The organism is Fibrella arboris, assembly GCF_041321095.1.
GTDB lineage: Bacteria > Bacteroidota > Bacteroidia > Cytophagales > Spirosomataceae > Fibrella > Fibrella arboris.
This window is the reverse complement of record NZ_JBGGWE010000008.1, coordinates 1-16,076: the sequence shown is the minus strand read 5'-3', so window position 1 is coordinate 16,076 and position 16,076 is coordinate 1. Positions and strand designations below refer to the sequence as shown.

At 42.6% G+C, this 16,076-nt stretch carries 13 protein-coding genes; 1 reads left to right on the top strand and 12 read right to left on the bottom strand.

What is annotated here, in order from left to right:
* Nucleotides 1–557: 557 nt before the first annotated feature.
* The 12 genes from ACAW75_RS15145 to ACAW75_RS15090 all read right to left on the bottom strand — a co-directional run bounded on the left by ACAW75_RS15145 (nucleotide 558) and on the right by ACAW75_RS15090 (nucleotide 15,036).
* Nucleotides 558–1,706: a glycosyltransferase gene (locus ACAW75_RS15145; RefSeq protein WP_370729577.1), complete on the bottom strand. Its 1,149-nt coding sequence runs from the start codon at nucleotides 1,704–1,706 to the stop codon at nucleotides 558–560.
* Nucleotides 1,707–1,732: 26 nt separating this feature from the next.
* Entirely contained in the window at nucleotides 1,733–2,242 is a 510-nt protein-coding gene (locus tag ACAW75_RS15140) for a serine O-acetyltransferase (protein WP_370729576.1), read from the bottom strand.
* A gap of 42 nt (nucleotides 2,243–2,284) precedes the next feature.
* Nucleotides 2,285–3,217 carry a glycosyltransferase family 2 protein gene (locus ACAW75_RS15135; RefSeq protein ID WP_370729575.1) on the bottom strand — a complete coding sequence of 311 codons (933 nt, stop codon included), beginning with the start codon at nucleotides 3,215–3,217 and terminating at the stop codon, nucleotides 2,285–2,287.
* 124 nt (nucleotides 3,218–3,341) lie between these two features.
* The gene (locus ACAW75_RS15130; protein ID WP_370729574.1) at nucleotides 3,342–4,529 is read right to left on the bottom strand and encodes an O-antigen ligase family protein; all 1,188 of its coding nucleotides are present in this window, start codon (nucleotides 4,527–4,529) and stop codon (nucleotides 3,342–3,344) included.
* Between the two features lie 17 nt (nucleotides 4,530–4,546).
* Entirely contained in the window at nucleotides 4,547–5,881 is a 1,335-nt protein-coding gene (locus ACAW75_RS15125) for an oligosaccharide flippase family protein (RefSeq protein WP_370729573.1), read from the bottom strand.
* Nucleotide 5,882: 1 nt separating this feature from the next.
* On the bottom strand, nucleotides 5,883–6,563 hold the full coding sequence (locus tag ACAW75_RS15120) for a sugar transferase (RefSeq protein ID WP_370729572.1): 681 nt from the start codon (nucleotides 6,561–6,563) through the stop codon (nucleotides 5,883–5,885).
* Between the two features lie 70 nt (nucleotides 6,564–6,633).
* Nucleotides 6,634–8,946 carry a GumC family protein gene (locus ACAW75_RS15115; protein ID WP_370729571.1) on the bottom strand — a complete coding sequence of 771 codons (2,313 nt, stop codon included), beginning with the start codon at nucleotides 8,944–8,946 and terminating at the stop codon, nucleotides 6,634–6,636.
* 11 nt (nucleotides 8,947–8,957) lie between these two features.
* Nucleotides 8,958–9,755 (bottom strand): polysaccharide biosynthesis/export family protein, encoded by a 798-nt coding sequence (locus ACAW75_RS15110; protein ID WP_370729570.1) that lies wholly within the window; start codon nucleotides 9,753–9,755, stop codon nucleotides 8,958–8,960.
* A 17-nt stretch (nucleotides 9,756–9,772) separates the two neighbouring features.
* Nucleotides 9,773–11,677: a YjbH domain-containing protein gene (locus tag ACAW75_RS15105; protein ID WP_370729569.1), complete on the bottom strand. Its 1,905-nt coding sequence runs from the start codon at nucleotides 11,675–11,677 to the stop codon at nucleotides 9,773–9,775.
* A 79-nt stretch (nucleotides 11,678–11,756) separates the two neighbouring features.
* Complete coding sequence (locus ACAW75_RS15100; RefSeq protein WP_370729568.1) at nucleotides 11,757–12,455, bottom strand: hypothetical protein; 699 nt, start codon at nucleotides 12,453–12,455, stop codon at nucleotides 11,757–11,759.
* A gap of 53 nt (nucleotides 12,456–12,508) precedes the next feature.
* Nucleotides 12,509–13,564, bottom strand: a complete 1,056-nt coding sequence (locus ACAW75_RS15095; protein ID WP_370729567.1) for a hypothetical protein — start codon at nucleotides 13,562–13,564, stop codon at nucleotides 12,509–12,511.
* Nucleotides 13,565–14,568: 1,004 nt separating this feature from the next.
* Complete coding sequence (locus ACAW75_RS15090) at nucleotides 14,569–15,036, bottom strand: FKBP-type peptidyl-prolyl cis-trans isomerase (RefSeq protein WP_370729566.1); 468 nt, start codon at nucleotides 15,034–15,036, stop codon at nucleotides 14,569–14,571.
* A 287-nt stretch (nucleotides 15,037–15,323) separates the two neighbouring features.
* Between ACAW75_RS15090 and ACAW75_RS15085 the strand changes: the two genes are divergently transcribed.
* Nucleotides 15,324–16,001: a thiamine diphosphokinase gene (locus ACAW75_RS15085; protein WP_370729565.1), complete on the top strand. Its 678-nt coding sequence runs from the start codon at nucleotides 15,324–15,326 to the stop codon at nucleotides 15,999–16,001.
* Nucleotides 16,002–16,076: the final 75 nt, after the last annotated feature.

Here is a 16,076-nt window from a genome sequence, read left to right as displayed (position 1 = left end):
TATTTTGGATTATGGTCATTTATAAATATCTAATTAAACCCTGCACGCAATCAATCAGTTTTTGGATTACAGAGTATGTTAGTGTGTCAGGTCAGTAAATAAATCGTATACTTATGGATCAAGCAGTGAAGTATTCTAGATTTAAAAATGTGTGTTTATATAATATTCGGCCGTTTATACTAATTAATATTGATATGGTTTTATACTGCCACTTAGCTAGTAAATTTGTTAAATTATATTTTATTGTTAGTAAACCGAGCAAGAATAATCCTAAGAAATTTAAACAGAAATAAATTTAATTTCTAAATTAATTAATTTAAAATTAATAAAAAACATTAATTAACATCATTCAATTGACTTACCCTACAGAAGATTACAAATTTGTGGCACCAACGATAAAAAAATCTCTAAAAATTATTCATACAGAACTTAGGCGCTATGATTCAAAAAAATTAAACAAACTATAACGAATTCAATTTTAAGATTTATAACATCGAAATGTTCAATTAAGCTAACGGCAGACTAAATAGAAATTGAAGTAACAAAAAAATTGTGTATCATTTTATTAGAGAGTTATAAATATTGAATAGAATTTCATAGTTTATTTCCTCTGTGTATAATTTTTTATATGTATTTAAGGCTTGTACGCTAAAACTATCTTTTTCAGATTCGTTCAAGTTTGACCATACATCTATCACAGATACTAAAGAATTTGGATCATTTACATTAAAATGCATTCCATCAACACCGTGTTTTATCATCGTCGACATTACACCGAAGTTACTCGCAATTACTGGTATCCCTTGTGAGAAGGCTTCTAAAATAACCATTGGCATCCCTTCAAACCAAATAGAGGGGAATATTAAAGCTGTACAGCCCTTCATTAGATGTCTAACTTCCTCTTGGTTCAAAATCCCTTCATATTGAATATTACTATAATTAAATGATGCTTTCTTAACTTTTTCTAGTAAAGGTCCGTTACCTGCAATTTTCAGTGTTTTTTTTGACTTAACGAAAGCAGTTAGCAATACTTCAGTACCTTTTTCTTCACTTAATCTCCCTACATACAAGTAAAATGACTTTTTTATAGACTCCTCTGGAAAAGCAGTAACAAAATTGGGTTTTATAATAATAGATTCAGGGTTCAGATTTAGTGTAGAATTTTCATATAGCTGTTGAGCAAAAGAAGTCAATACAATATACTTATCAACTAAATTCCATGTACCAATTACCCTATGAAACCAAACAATAAACGACAACCAAAATGTCAAAATATATGATTCGCGAAAAACTTTATAGCGAATAGCTTTCCATGGAAACTTAGCATTTATACTTTCAGTAAACAGTTTACCGTTATTCATCAAAGAACCAGATGGACAAAGTAACCTATAATTATGTAGCGTAAGTATTACAGGAATTTTATTACTTTTTGCAACTCGAATGATTATCGGTCCACTTGCATAATGCCAATTATGAATATGGATGAGGTCTGGTTTATATACAGAGATATTTTTTTTCAACTTATCAGCCGCAAATATATTCCATATACTGAAAATGAATTGAAATATACCTTTCAATCCTGGTTTATTTATGAATGTCAGTATTTTTACGTCATGTTTTTTGCGAAGTAAATTAAATTCTTGTTCAAAGACGATATCTTCTCCGCCTTTTACTTGGTAGTAAGTATGAATGAGTAGTATTTTCAAAGCATTAGCGATTTTTATCGATAAAATCAACTTATGTATCTAATAATTTTTGCTGGGTTTCCAGCAACAACAGTGTTAGAAGGAACATCTTTTATGACAACTGATCCAGCACCAATGGTCACATTATTCCCAATCGTAATTGGTCCTATTATGCAAACGTTTGATCCAATATCAACATCGTCGCCGATGATTGGTGACTTAGAATAAGTAGAATCTAATAACTTTTTACTGCCGATTGTGGTACAATGTCTTATTGTACAGCGATTACCAATTATTGTTCCGTCATTTATTACAAGTGAATGACCGTGATAAATAATAATACCAGATCCTATTGAAGTTTTGTATGGTATTTCACACCCTAATATCCACTCTATAAATAGGCGGTAAAGCACTAAGTATGGAACTAAAAGAACAAAGATGAGTCTATTTATTGTTGCTAGGTTTGCAAGTCTATACAGTGTTAGTACAATTCGACCTTTGGCATTACTCCCATTTTGTTGCCAGTCTTGAAAGATAAAAAACGACCTTTTCTTCATATAGGAAGCTTATAAAATGACAAGAGTACTATAAGATAAACTTTATCTTAAAAATTGATATGCGTTTTTACTCAACTTGAATATCATTTTTTTTGCTTGAGGTTTAATGGGTTTGGGCAACATGGAAAAAGTGATGTATTTTAAATGGTGAAACAAATGAATTGTATTAAAATTTTTTATTAAATATTTCAAATATTTACCATACTCTTCAGTCCAAAATATAGCAAGTGCCATTCTATCTTCATGATGATACTTGTTAACTAATTTTGTACTTGAGATAGGGGTTTTAGCTGATACACCCCCTCTTTTCCTAGTAAGGTAATTATCATAAGCTCGTTTAAAATATTCTTCACTGATCGTACCACCGATAGATTTTTTTCGAATACGATATTGGCATAATACAGACTTGACCCTTGCAAACGAACACCCCACCTCTATTAGTCGAAGATACATATCGAAATCTTGACTAGCTCTATAAAACTGATCATAACCATTTATGGAGAGGAGGGCTGATCGCCTAATGAGTAATGTCCCGTGTGCAAGAGGATTTGAACCTAAACTTAGATTTTTGACAATATCATTATCTTTGAGATTAGTACACATAATGTTTCCATCTTCATCAATAATATTATAATAAGATGAAATAACATCGTAATCTCCTATCGACCTTAGTTGTATTTCAAGCCTTTCTGGAAGTGATAAATCATCTGAGTCCTGGATGGCAATGTAATCACCAGTGGCTAAAGAAAGTGCGGTATTACGTGCAGCGGCGGGCCCCCCATTCGGTTGACTAACGAGTTGTATCCTATCATCTTCTTCACGAATCTTTTGAAGAATGGACAATGTAGAATCTGTTGATCCATCGTCTACTATAATATACTCAAGATTAGTATGGGTCTGTTGTAAAATACTCCTCACAGAAGATTCAATGTATCTTTCATCATTGAATACACAAGTTATAACACTTACTTTCATACTTAAAGCGATTAATTGTTGAGCGAATACATTTATATTCTTCAAAAAGCAACATTTATGCCAATGCCGACATTGGTTAAAATTTCTTCTTTTTTGTGATCAATATTTATACTATATTTCTGTATTATTCCGCACCACTATTTGAATATATAAATTTGTGATTCGAATATTTATCTGTGCTTTTTGTTTTAGTAAATGAGTAAATCTGCAAAAAATAATACACAAACAGAACGTCAAAATATATATAAACATTATCTGTCATAAACAGGATAAATATATATATATACAAAGATGTTGAAAATTTGTTTTTAGTAAATACAATGGATAAATATAACAACCAGATAGGAAAGCCGATTATACCGAATTCGTAAGCCAATTTCAACAAATCAGAATGGAGCAGTTTAATACTAGTATCCGAATTTGAAAGCAATGAGCTAGTACTACCGTATCCAGTACCAAGTAATGATGGATACCCAAATTTTTCAATTAGTATATTGTATACAAATGATCTACCCTGCGTTAATTGATTAGTATCTACCACAGTATTTTTTTCAATCCATATATCAAATGTTCCATTTGCAAGTGAAAGTAATATAATGGGTACTAATACACCAACTATCATGAATGTCAATAAATATATAGCTCTATACTTTCTTGTTAATACATCAACTGTCGACAATTGAAAAAGTATAGAACCGATAACTCCAACGTATACAATTCTTTTGGATGAAAGCACGACAAAAATTAGAGATATTATAAAAAATTTATAACTCTTTTTTTGTAAAAAGAATACTGCTAATAAACCAAATACAAAAGCTGAATTTGATTCGCCTTGTGATTCAGAATCTACAATAAATGACTTTAGAGTATTAACGCTCAGTTGAGACAATAAATTATACAAACCGAAACTCAATGTATCACCTATAAAATATAGAATATAGAAAATAAAAACTAATGTTACCCCTAAATCATAATCCTGAATAGTATAATATCTATTCAGAATATAAACACATAGTAAAGGGGACAATGTAAAATACAGTTCTAGGAAAAATCTTTGCTCGAAACTCGAATCTAATATTAAACCTAGTAAACTTGTAAATAATATTATAAATAAACTCACCCACAATAAATTTCCAAATTGTTTTGATATAACGATGTTCTTTGCATTAGTATTAAATGGAAGTGTCAACACAAAGAACATTGCTGGGCAAAGGTATTTAATATATTTATAATCTCCAGGAATTAAGCTAATTAGAATAGAAAAACCAAATAATGCAACGCATATTGATATTACATACTGATTCTGTTTCATTTAATATATAATTAAAATTACTTTCCTGAAAGATATTTACCAGCTGTTGTTAATCGTGTATGCCAAAAATTTGGATTTAAAATTGAATCTATAATATAACTATGGAATTTTTTTAAATACCATAACATGACTATGACTAATAATACTTCTGTAATTACCCAAGCAATAGCCGCTCCGATGTAATTAAATTTATAAATGAAGTAATAACTACACATTATACCTATAATATAACAGCAGCTATTTATATTCAAATATTGTCTATCTAGTTTCAGGTTTAACATTAAGTGTACTCCAAGCAATGTCGTTAAGCATGAAGTAATCGGAAGTAAGCCAATAATTCTTAAAATCAAAATGCTCTCTTGAAATTTATTGCCATAAATAATACTGATAATAAAAGGTGCAGTTATCTCTATTGAAAAAACTACGAATAGAGAAGTTAACAGATATATTGGAAGAACTTTGTTAATAAAATCCAAGCCATTGTTGAGACTCTCTCCAAATCTACTTGCAATTATGGGAAACAGTGCCTGATTGAACGCCATAATCATAAAAGCATTTAATATTATTTCTAGCCGACTGGCAGCTGAAAATATCCCTACTGACTCAATATTACAAAATATACCAATTATTAATGGATGACAATATGAGTAAATATTAGTTGCTAGATTGCTTAGGAAAAGTGTACTAGCTTCTTTGAAGGACAAGAGTACATCTCTATATTTTACCAATTTAAACTTTAAATTATAGCGATTAATCGCAATTATATAAGCCAGAATACCTCCAACAGCATGCGTTATTCCAATAAATAAGTTTTGATATACAAAATCACTTTTCGTCTTTAAAAAAATCAGAATTAGCAGTACATAACTGATTTTCACTAAGAAGTTCACTACAGCTATAAACTTTAGGTCTTCCATGCCTTGATACAACCAACTCGGAAAAAATGCAACACCGATGCAGCACAAAAAAGTTGAAAAATGCAGAAATGAATTTTCTCTAAGACTTTCAAAACTATATACAATAGTCAAGAAAGCAATGAAAGAAATTAGCAATAAAATCAATCTTGCAAAGATGATTGTATTAAAAGTACTATTAATATATTCTTTATTGTGTCTATTGATAGAAATTTTTCTTACAACTGTTAAGTCAAACCCGAAACTAATAAATAATAAAAAATATTGAATAAATGTCATCGAAAAATTTAGGAGCCCTAATTTTTCAGGCCCTATTATTCTGACTACGATTGGCACAGTAAAAAATGGCAAAAGATTATTTGCAAGATGTACTCCGGTCAACGAGAAAATATTTACAGACAAGTTTCTCCATTTATTAAAGTTCAGATTTGAAATCATTTTACCAAGCATTAACATTACCCTTCAACATCGCGGCAATTGTAGCAATACACAATTTTATGTCTACTAAAAAAGATTGCTTTCTAACGTAAAGTTTATCATATTCTACTCTATGCTTCATCTTAATAAATTTATCAGTTTCTCCTCGTGCACCACGTACCTGGGCCAAGCCCGTTATACCAGGACGTATCTGATACCGCACATGATAATTGGGCATGGTAAACCAATACCTGTCGTCGTGCTGAACCGCATGCGGACGGGGACCAACGATACTCATGTCACCCATTAGCACATTCAGGAATTGTGGCATCTCGTCTAAGTTTGAGCGCCGTAAAAAAGCTCCGATTGAAGTCACGCGTGGATCATTCTTTTCACATTGAGCAAAATGACCACGTGGTCTATGATACATCGATCTGAATTTAAGACACCAAAACTCACGCCCATGCCGACCGCTTCGTTTTTGACGGAATAGCATTGGCCCAGGTGAGCTCAATCTGATAGCTATCCCAATGATTGGAATCATCCAGGAAAGCATAAAGACCAGTACGAACGAGGCAACAACAATATCAAAAATACGTTTGCCGTACCGCTCGTACCAGGTAATCTCTACAACAACAGGTAGCGCCGACTCGGCAGCCATGAAATACCTGTTGCGATTGACAGCAGTGTCTAACGATAACATGAGGTGGCTGTTTAAAACGTTGTGTGGGCTAGATGGCTATCATCTCACCAATGAAGCACATTGTTGATTGCTACCGCTTTACTCTCGCTGGTTTGGCCTGATCGTAGTAACCGCCGTAGTTATAGCTGTTGTAATACGCTTCGCCTTCCCCGATGGCATTTAAGATCACATTCAGTTTGTTGAATCGATTTTCCCGATACCACACATCCAGTTGCTTCAGGTAGATTTTCGGCGTTAGATCATGCCGAACAATGTACATGGTTGAGTCAGCTAATGGAGCTATCAGTTGCGCGTCGGTTACCAGGCCAATGGGTGGTGAGTCAATAATGACGTAGTCAAACTGTTTTTTCAATTCGGTTATCAATTCGGCCAGTTTATTGGTGCTTAGCAGTTCTGATGGATTTGGCGGAATGGGTCCGCTGGTGATCATATAGTAATTGTCGTAGCCATCAATCAACTGAATGACTTCATCAAGGGTAGCATCACCACAGAGAAAATTACTGATGCCTACACCAGCAGTCAAGCCCAGATTCTTATGCAGTTTTGGCTTGCGTAAATCCATCTCAAGAATGACCGTACGTCGACGGGTTAACGCTAAACTAGCCCCCAGGTTGAGGGATATAAACGATTTTCCTTCACCACTAATGCTGGACGTAAACAGCAACACCTGGCTTTGATCCGTGTTGGAGCGAATGAACTGCAGATTAGTGCGTAACGTACGAATCTGCTCAGATAAGATAGACTGGCTACGCCCCTGGATTACAATTGGCTCTGGCCGTTTGCTTTTCATCAGCTCACCCAGAATCGGCGCATTGGTTTGTTCCTCTACATCGGTCCGTCGAAGAATTCGGTTATTAAGCGCATCACGACTCGCCATAGCCCCAATCGGAATCAGGAAACCGACAAGTCCAAATAGAAGAAAGAAAATATGGCTAACCGGTTTGACCGGTTTGCTATTTGTTCGGGCAGCATCAATAGTACGACTATCAGAAATCGTTGAGGCAAAAGAAACGGCCGTTTCTTCACGCTTCTGCAACAGGTACGTATACAGGTCATTCTTAATGGCCTGCTGCCGCGAAATATTCAGCAATAAACGTTCTTTGGTTGGAATGGTCCGAATCATGCCTTCCATCCGGCCATTGTTGGCCACCATCTGCTGCTGCGACGTCTGCAACTGCTTCTTCATGGTTTCCAGGTTTTCGCTGATGTTCAACCTGGTCTCTTTGATCTGACTGTCGATCGTTTGCACCAGTGGGTTCAGTTCAGACGTAGTCCGAATAACCTGCTCACGCTTCATTTCCAGTTCAGACAACCGGTTCACCATGCCGAGCATCACCGGATCACCAAGTCCCAGTGTCGCGGGTGCAATGCCCTGTCCGTTCGACTGGCTACTCAAATACCGTTCAACGTCATTCAGAGCGCCCAGCTGAATCTTTACCTGATTCAATTGAGAATCATTCTGCTGTACCGTGGTTAGAAAATTCTGCGCCTGCGTACTCAGGTCCGTGATGCCCTGCGTCGATTTATAGCGTTCAACATCTTTCTCAACCGTTGCCAGCTCACCCGATATCAGATCCAGACGGTCTTCGATAAACTTCAGCGTATTCGAGGCCATTTTGTTCTTGTCGGCAATGGCAGCCTGGTTGTATTCTTCAATCAACTGATTCAGGATGGTTTCCCCCCGCTTAGGTACCTCGTCCTCCATCGTCAGCATGATCACGCTCGATGCCTTCGAAGTTGGTTCCGCCTTCAGGCTCTTCAGAAAACCGTTTACGGCGTCGGTCTGTGCCTGCACTATGATGTGCATCGGCTCCGTATCGGCCGGGATGGCCTGATGACTAAACACACGCAACCGGCCAAGCGGTGTCTGTACACTCTTGTTCAGTGGGTACGTTTGCTCATTGATACGCACCTGACCGGCCTTCGGAAACGTCAGCGTAAGTGGCTCCTTATACAGTTGGGAGTTGGGCTGCTCCACAACCAGCCGAACGGGCGGTGTGAACGTTTCCCGGTCGCCAAACGTGGTTGTGGTGTAATAGCGGGTAGCCAGATCAAGTCGCTGTACAATCTTGTCCATCAGCGTGTACGACTTCAGGATCTCGATCTCATTCTCGACCACTTTCTTGGGTGTAAAGATTTCGAGTTCTTTCAGCATACTTTCGCCATCAAGCCCTTTTTTCTCATCTTTGATCAGCAAGCTGGCCTGCACTTTGTATATCGAAGGCTGGTAGAGCAGATATACGTAGGCTGCTGCCACCGAGAGCGCTATGCTGACAATGAACCAGGGCCAGTTTCGCACATAGCGCATCAGGACAGCGCGAAGATTTTTGTTTTCGCCTTCTACCAGTTGATAGGGAACGTAGGAGTAGTTTTTATCAGCCATGTTCAATAGAGTTATAGGCGAGTAATGATAATAGCCAGAAAAGATAAAGCACTCAGAATGATAGGTACGGTTTGATAGAACCGATCGGCACTTGCCACCCGTGATTTGCCCGGCTCTACGTACACGACATCATTTGGATGCAGGTAATAAAAAGGCGAGTTAAATACATCACGCTTGGTCAGGTCAACGCGGTTAAAGGTCTGCTTACCATTCTCTTCGCGTATGACCAGCACGTTGGTCCGCTGTCCGTAGATTGTAATATCGCCCGCCAGGCCCAGGGCAGCGGGCAGTGTAATCTGCTCATTCGGAATAGAAAAAAGCGATGGGCGGGCTACTTCCCCCGTTACCGAAATCTGAAAGTTCAAATTCCGAATATTCACGGTAGGCTCTTTCAGGTACGCGAGCAGTTTGGTTCGAATGGCACCCGACGCCTGGGTTGTTGTAAGCCCGGTAACTGGCTGGCTACCAATAATGGGCAATTCAATCTTCCCGTCATCAGTCACCAGATACCCCGGAATATAGGGCAGTGGCGTGGTTGGCATATTCTGTTGTACGTTACTCACAGCCCCCATTGTTGCATAGGGATTAAAAAAGGCTGACGCCTCGGGGCTGAGGCTACTCACCTGCACCGACAGCACATCACCGGGTTTAATGGTCGGAATGTACCGCGCCGCCATGTTGATGGTGTCTTTACCGGGCCCTCCACCCTGATACAGCACCAGTTCCTTACTGGAAATACAACCCGACAGGCACGCACACAATCCAATAAACCAAAAGCCCATTTGAGCCCGCATTCCAACTAACCTCATACAAGTCACTTTAAGCATTATCGATACTGATTCTGTATATAACTGCTGTGGTATTGCCTTAGCAGCGCATCCAACTGGTTGCCGACACGGTATCGGTTGCCAATGTTGTAGCCCCGACTGTAGGCATACTCCCAACGAAACTCCTCGGTCGTCCGGAGACGTACCCGATTACTCTGTGCAATTCGTCCCGGCGGAATCGGAATGGCAAAATTGAAGCCGCCCGTTCCGCCGTTCTTCGTTTTCATAGCATAGATCCCCACTTCCACATTCCCCATCTGCCGGATCAGGTCGATACGAGCACCCCGATCTTTGTAGAGAAATTGCCCACCCGATAGCTTCACCGTAATGTCCCGTTTCGGCAGGCGATAGGCTACATCGGCCAGGAGCAACAGGTGGTCTATCGGTTCGTAATAGAACCCATTCTCCGGGAAGTAATAGAATCCGGTCAACCCCGTTTCTACCCCATACGACCAGTTCTTCGTCAGGTCGGTATGGCGGTACTGCATATTGAACCCATACTGATCGTTGTAGAACAGCCCCGCCGACAGGCTCAGGAAATTCGTGCCATCGAGCGCCAGGAACTGATTCACAAAGGTCGGAGCGGGCCGAACGTTCAGCGCCTGATTATCGAGCTTGTTGACAATCGGGAATAGTATGCCCCAGTTCAGCACCAGTCCACGGCTCAGGTACAGCTGACTTTGCAATAGCAGATTCGTTTTGCTTTCTACCAGCTGCTCGCGAAAGCCAAACTGCGCGATGAACTCAGGCTGCAACCGGAAATCCAGTTTATAGCGTCGACTATCGAACGGGTGTTTCCGCTTCCAGTTGGCCCGCTCCTCCTTAGAGATCGTGCTCGTGGTGGTGGTAGCTCCCAATCGATACCGGGCAATCGGCACGCCCTGGTACATGGGCACATAGTCCGTTATACCCTGAACTACCATCGGTTCAGCCAGCTTAAGCAGGCCCTTGAACGGGTTCCGGTATAGTCGCTGTTCATACGAGACTTCATGGGCGGTGCTGTCGACGGTCAGATTCTCGTAGTCGGGCAACACGTTCCGGATTGGCTTTTCCACCTCTACCGGCGCGTTGGTCCGTTCGGCTAGTCCTTTTTCCACGTTGGCACGTACCTGGCCAGACGACCGCAGCAGGTTCACGCTGTAGGACGTGCCTGCCGTCAACTGCTGTCCATTCAACAATCCGGCCTGTACGGTCAGGTGATTAAACAGGGTAGTGTACGCGCCCACATTCAGGTGTTGCGAATCCCATTCCACCATCATGCCTCCCTTCCGGTCCACGTTCAGGCTCACCCCACCAAACGGCCCCGACAGATAATGGTAAGGCAATGTCCGTTTGTCTCGTAGTGTGTAGCCCGAAAAGATATCCGAGTTCTGATCATTCCGGGTGTCAGCCCGGTAGATCGTGTACGGACTTCCCATGCCAACCGTTACCCCCGCCGTTATCGACCGGCTGACCGGTACGTGCTTGGTCGCTACCAGCGCGTACGTGATCAGCGAATTGTCGATGCCAAACGGGGCCGACAGAATCAGGGCCATCGACGGACGTTTGGGCTTTTCGGTCAGCACGACGTACTTCAGATCAATCTGCCGATCGCCGATTCCCTTATCAGCAAACCGAATTGGGCCGTTGGGATTGAGCAGATTGATGTTCATTTCCAGTCGGGGCAGAATAGCCAGATTAACATACGTTATGCTCTCTGAATTTTGCTTGTTGAACCGAAATGCGTAATCTCTTGGGTTGTAATTGTAGCCGATCGAGAACGTCCCATCGGCTAGAACCTCAGCCGTTGGAATATAAATCAGACCCGGTTTGCCGGATATGTTCATCTGCGCTACCAATTGCATCGGAATACCGACACCAACAGCTAGCTGCAACAAGAACAAAACCTTTTTCCCGGTCTTCATACACATGGCAATTTCTAACGGTCGCGTCTATACGTCATTTCTGAGAAAATACGCTAGTTCACCAACCATTATCAACCAGTTAATTAAACTTGACGCGTAGCGACAGACCCGCCTCTACCCCGTTCAGACTCACCTTCTCCGATGTGCTGGTTGTTTCGGTTCGAACCAACTGATTGTAGCTGCCCAGGTGGTAGCGAACATCCAGGCCGGCATACAAACTTTTTACCAGCTTCTTCTCGGCACCCACAAACACCTGCACCCCATACGAATTACCCGACTGCTTTTCGTTCAACGTACCTGGATTGGCCGTCACTACCCGGTTTAATTCGTTATTGATGAAATAACGGGCTACACTCACCCCAATGTAGGGCAACAGGAAGGGTGTTTTGGTATCGTCCTGCTTACCGGCAAAGGTATATTTCAGGTCGGCCGCCACCGGAATGATCGACAGCGAGAAGTCTTCCGAGCGGTTTATTCCCGCTATGGTAACAGTACCCGATGCTGTGTTCTTGTAATAACCGACCCGCGCACCGATCGACAGGTTCTTGACCAGACCGATTTCGATAGCAGCCGTTGGCATCACCTTACCCGACAGCTTGGCACCGCTACCGCCGTTGTAGTCGCGCAGGAACGATCGGTCGTTCCAGTAATCGAGCGAGGGCTGCCAATAGCTGGCACCAACGCTGATGCTTTTCAGATTAACCTGTGCCTGGGCCGAGAGGGCGCCAAAGAGACCGGCAAGGACAATAATGGCAGTTGAAATAGATTTTTTGCACATAAGATTGACTGGCTTGAGGTGGAATCAGGATCGTTCAGTTGATGCGTGGCGAATCAACCACCGTTACCCTGGTTGTGACAGCTAGCTGTTGCAGTAGCCAGGTTTTTGTCCAGCGTTGCTTTCGCCGTGTTGAAGTTGCCGTTAACCTTAGCCAAATCACCATCCCGAGCCGAAGTAGCGGCAGCCTGTTTGGCAACGTTAACAGCATCGCAAGCACCGCCCTGAGCGGTTTCAAGCGCAGCAATACCCGCGAGCGCCTGCGCGTACCCTACATCATATAGTACGTGTAGTGCGTTGTAGAGCGTCTGACCTAACGCTGCTTTGCCGGCATCCAGGGCGGCAATCCCCGCGTTATACTGGTTGGTGGCATTGGTTCGCGCAGTGGTGTACAAGCCCGATATATTTGCTTTACAAGGAGTTACCTCTGCATTGGCAGCGGCTTGTGCCTGCGTAAAGACAGCATTAACAGCGGCCAGTTGCGCGTCGCGGGTAGTGGTCAGGTTTTGCACCGCCGTGTTGTAGGCGGCAATGGCAGCGGCTTTACAGGCATCATCGTCGGCTCTGAGGAAAGCCGCAGCTACGGCTCCAATCACGTTGCCGGGTGTACCAACACCGGTACGGCCACCAATTGCTTTGCCATTCACGGTTGGCAAAGTGAAGGAGGGCAAATAGGCTTTCAGCGCGGGATTAGCAGCCAGTGCTTCAGATTCTGCTTTCAGACTTGCAGGTAATGTACCACCTGCTGCCAACGACTTCATGAGGTCGGGCGTAAAACTGGCGGCCAGCGATGCTGCTTTCTCTGGCGAAACAGCATTACTCACGGCAGCAGCAGCATTACTCACGGCAGCGGGCACTGGTCCACCCGCCGACAAACTGCTTAGGCCCGATGTAACGGCGGCGGCAGCTGTTGAAGAGGTTACACTACCCGCTGTAGCAGAGACAGCTGCGGGTTGCGTTGGCGTGACGTCGGGCAGCTTGGTGTCGAACCCTTTGAAGGTGTAGGTGAATGGCGTTAGCGAATCCACATCCTTCGTCTTGCAGTTGTACAGGGAAGCCACGAGACATAACCCGTAAACGAGGTACCTGATATTCAGCGTTGTCGTTTTCATGTAAAGCTTATTTACAATTTGGTAAGCAGGAAATGATTAGATTTTAAAGTAAAAATGCTCAAAATGGAATTTTAAGTAGCTGAATTATTACTAAGTAACCGATCAACCGCCGGGCAAATTGATTTATTCACTCTACTCAGTTTACAGACTTTGTTACAATCACAAATCATACCAGATAATCCAGGATTTTGGATTAATTTTTTATGAAGTTGAGCTATTTTTTTGATGTATAGACATTATTGTTCCACCAGAAAAATTCCTTTTTTCTGAAACGCATCTAGATGACACAGTGCTAAAAGACTGATTATAAGATAATTAAACCAGCCTTATCTGTTGTTCCAGCATTTTTTTCGACCGAAAACCAACGAACCAGTCACGCCCGTGCGGGCAGTAAACAAGTCGGTCAGAACTGAAACCTGCAAACAGATTTAAAAAATAGATTTATTTTTTCGCAACGTTTTCATGGAAAAATTCGGCATTATGGGTGTGAATAAATGCATACTAAGTGGAGACAGTTCTCGGGCGATATCCCTCAATCTTCTCAGCAAGTATACTATCAAAAATTTTAACTCGGATTAAAGGCGATTTTGGCCGAAAAGTTGTGATGTGTCTGATTTATATGATAAGTGATATATTTTATAGAAAAAAACAATCATTTGAACCTATTTCGCACCTAACCTGTCCCTATGCCCGTTCAGAAATGTTTTAAACGGTATTAATTTTAATCCTATTTTAATGTTACTTCTGGTCACTTATACTGTCTGACCCGCTTGTACTACTCAGAAAGTTTACTTTATAGCGAGTTTAGCCGTTTATTTTATAGCAAAAGCCATCTAGTCAGCACGTTCAGCAAGTATATATTTAACAACTATAATTTTTAGTAACACCAATTCATTATAGCCACTTGGCGCTCACCGCCCGGTTGATGAACGGACTCGCCCTGATGAGCAAAAAAAATGGCTCGGGTATGAACCGAGCCACTCTACCTGTGCGAATCTAGTTGATCAATGATGCCCGCCGGGACCGTGTGCATGACCGTGCGACAGTTCATCGTCGGTTGCGTTGCGTACCTCCACGACGTCAATATCGAAGTGTAGGGTTTCGCCCGCCAGTTCATGATTGGCATCGATCGTAACCGATGTGGGCCCTACTTCTTTAACGGTCACGACCATGCCGTCATCGGCCTGAAACTGCATGCCTACCTCTACTGGTGCCCCACCAAACGCTGTTTTTGGCACTTGATGCACGTTTTTAGGGTCACGCACGCCGTAGCCTTTTTCGGGTGGAATACTCAGGTTTAATTTATCCCCCGCCTGCCGGCCTTCAAGGCCTTCTTCCATGCCTGGAATCAGGTTGTGCTCACCATGCAGGTAGTATAATGGCTCACCGCCTTCGCTGGAATCGAGTACCTGCCCGGCGTCGTTCCGCAGGGTGTACCGGATGGCGGCTACCTTATGTTTTGTAATATGCATAGGTCAATCAATGCGTTTGGTATGGGTACGTAACGGGTAGACGACACGATTTGGTTCTCTTTTTTTAGTCTGTAAGCTAGTGGTCATTGGCGTTGCGTTCTTCAGGGTCAGGAATGATCATTTACTGGTATCAGGTAGTCATTGCCAGTCATACCTTGCGGGTTGTTCGGTAGCCGGGTTCAACATGACGTACCCAGCTCGTGGTGGCAATGAATGCCTGTTCATGCCCGTTATTGACTACTTACTAACCGCCTGGCAATCGCAGCGCCTAACGCTTTATACACTGTATGTCTTCCCATCACATCGTCCGCGAAAAGCAGGAACCGGCGCTATTGATCGCCAATGGCGAATCCTGCCAGCCCGACTTACTTGGCCAGCTACTGGAATGGTCGCCCTACATCGTCGTCCTCGATCAGGCCATTCACCGGGTGATGGCGATGGGGCTGAAAGCCGATGTATTGCTGGGCGATTTCGACCGCGCCGTAGACGGTGGCGATCTCGACGTCGAGGCGATCCGGTCAGCCCAGTATCCGATCGAGATCATCCACACGCCCGATCAGAACAAGACCGATCTGGAGAAAGGAATCGATTTTCTGGTTGAGCGCGGCTTTCCAGCGGTGAACATCGTCTGGGCAACCGGTCGCCGGATGGATCATACCATCACTAACCTGACGAATATTGTCCGCTTCAAGACCCGGATCAAAGTCACGCTCATCGACGATTATTCCGTGATCTATCCGCTGGTGGGCCGATTTGAAAAGTGGTATGCCAAAGGAACGCCTATCTCGCTTATTCCGGTGGGCACCGTAACGGGCATCGAGACAGCCGGTTTGTTGTATAACCTCTATAATGAATCGCTCACGATTGGCTACCGAACCGGCAGCAGCAACGAAGCCGCCGCTGATGGCTTCGTTCGCATCACGACCCAAACCGGCGACCTCCTCCTGATGGAGTGCCATGATTGAGGGAGGAAAGGAGGAAGGGAGGAAAGGAGGAAGGGAGGAGGGGGACGAGAGGGAGGAGGGGGAGTAGAGGGACGA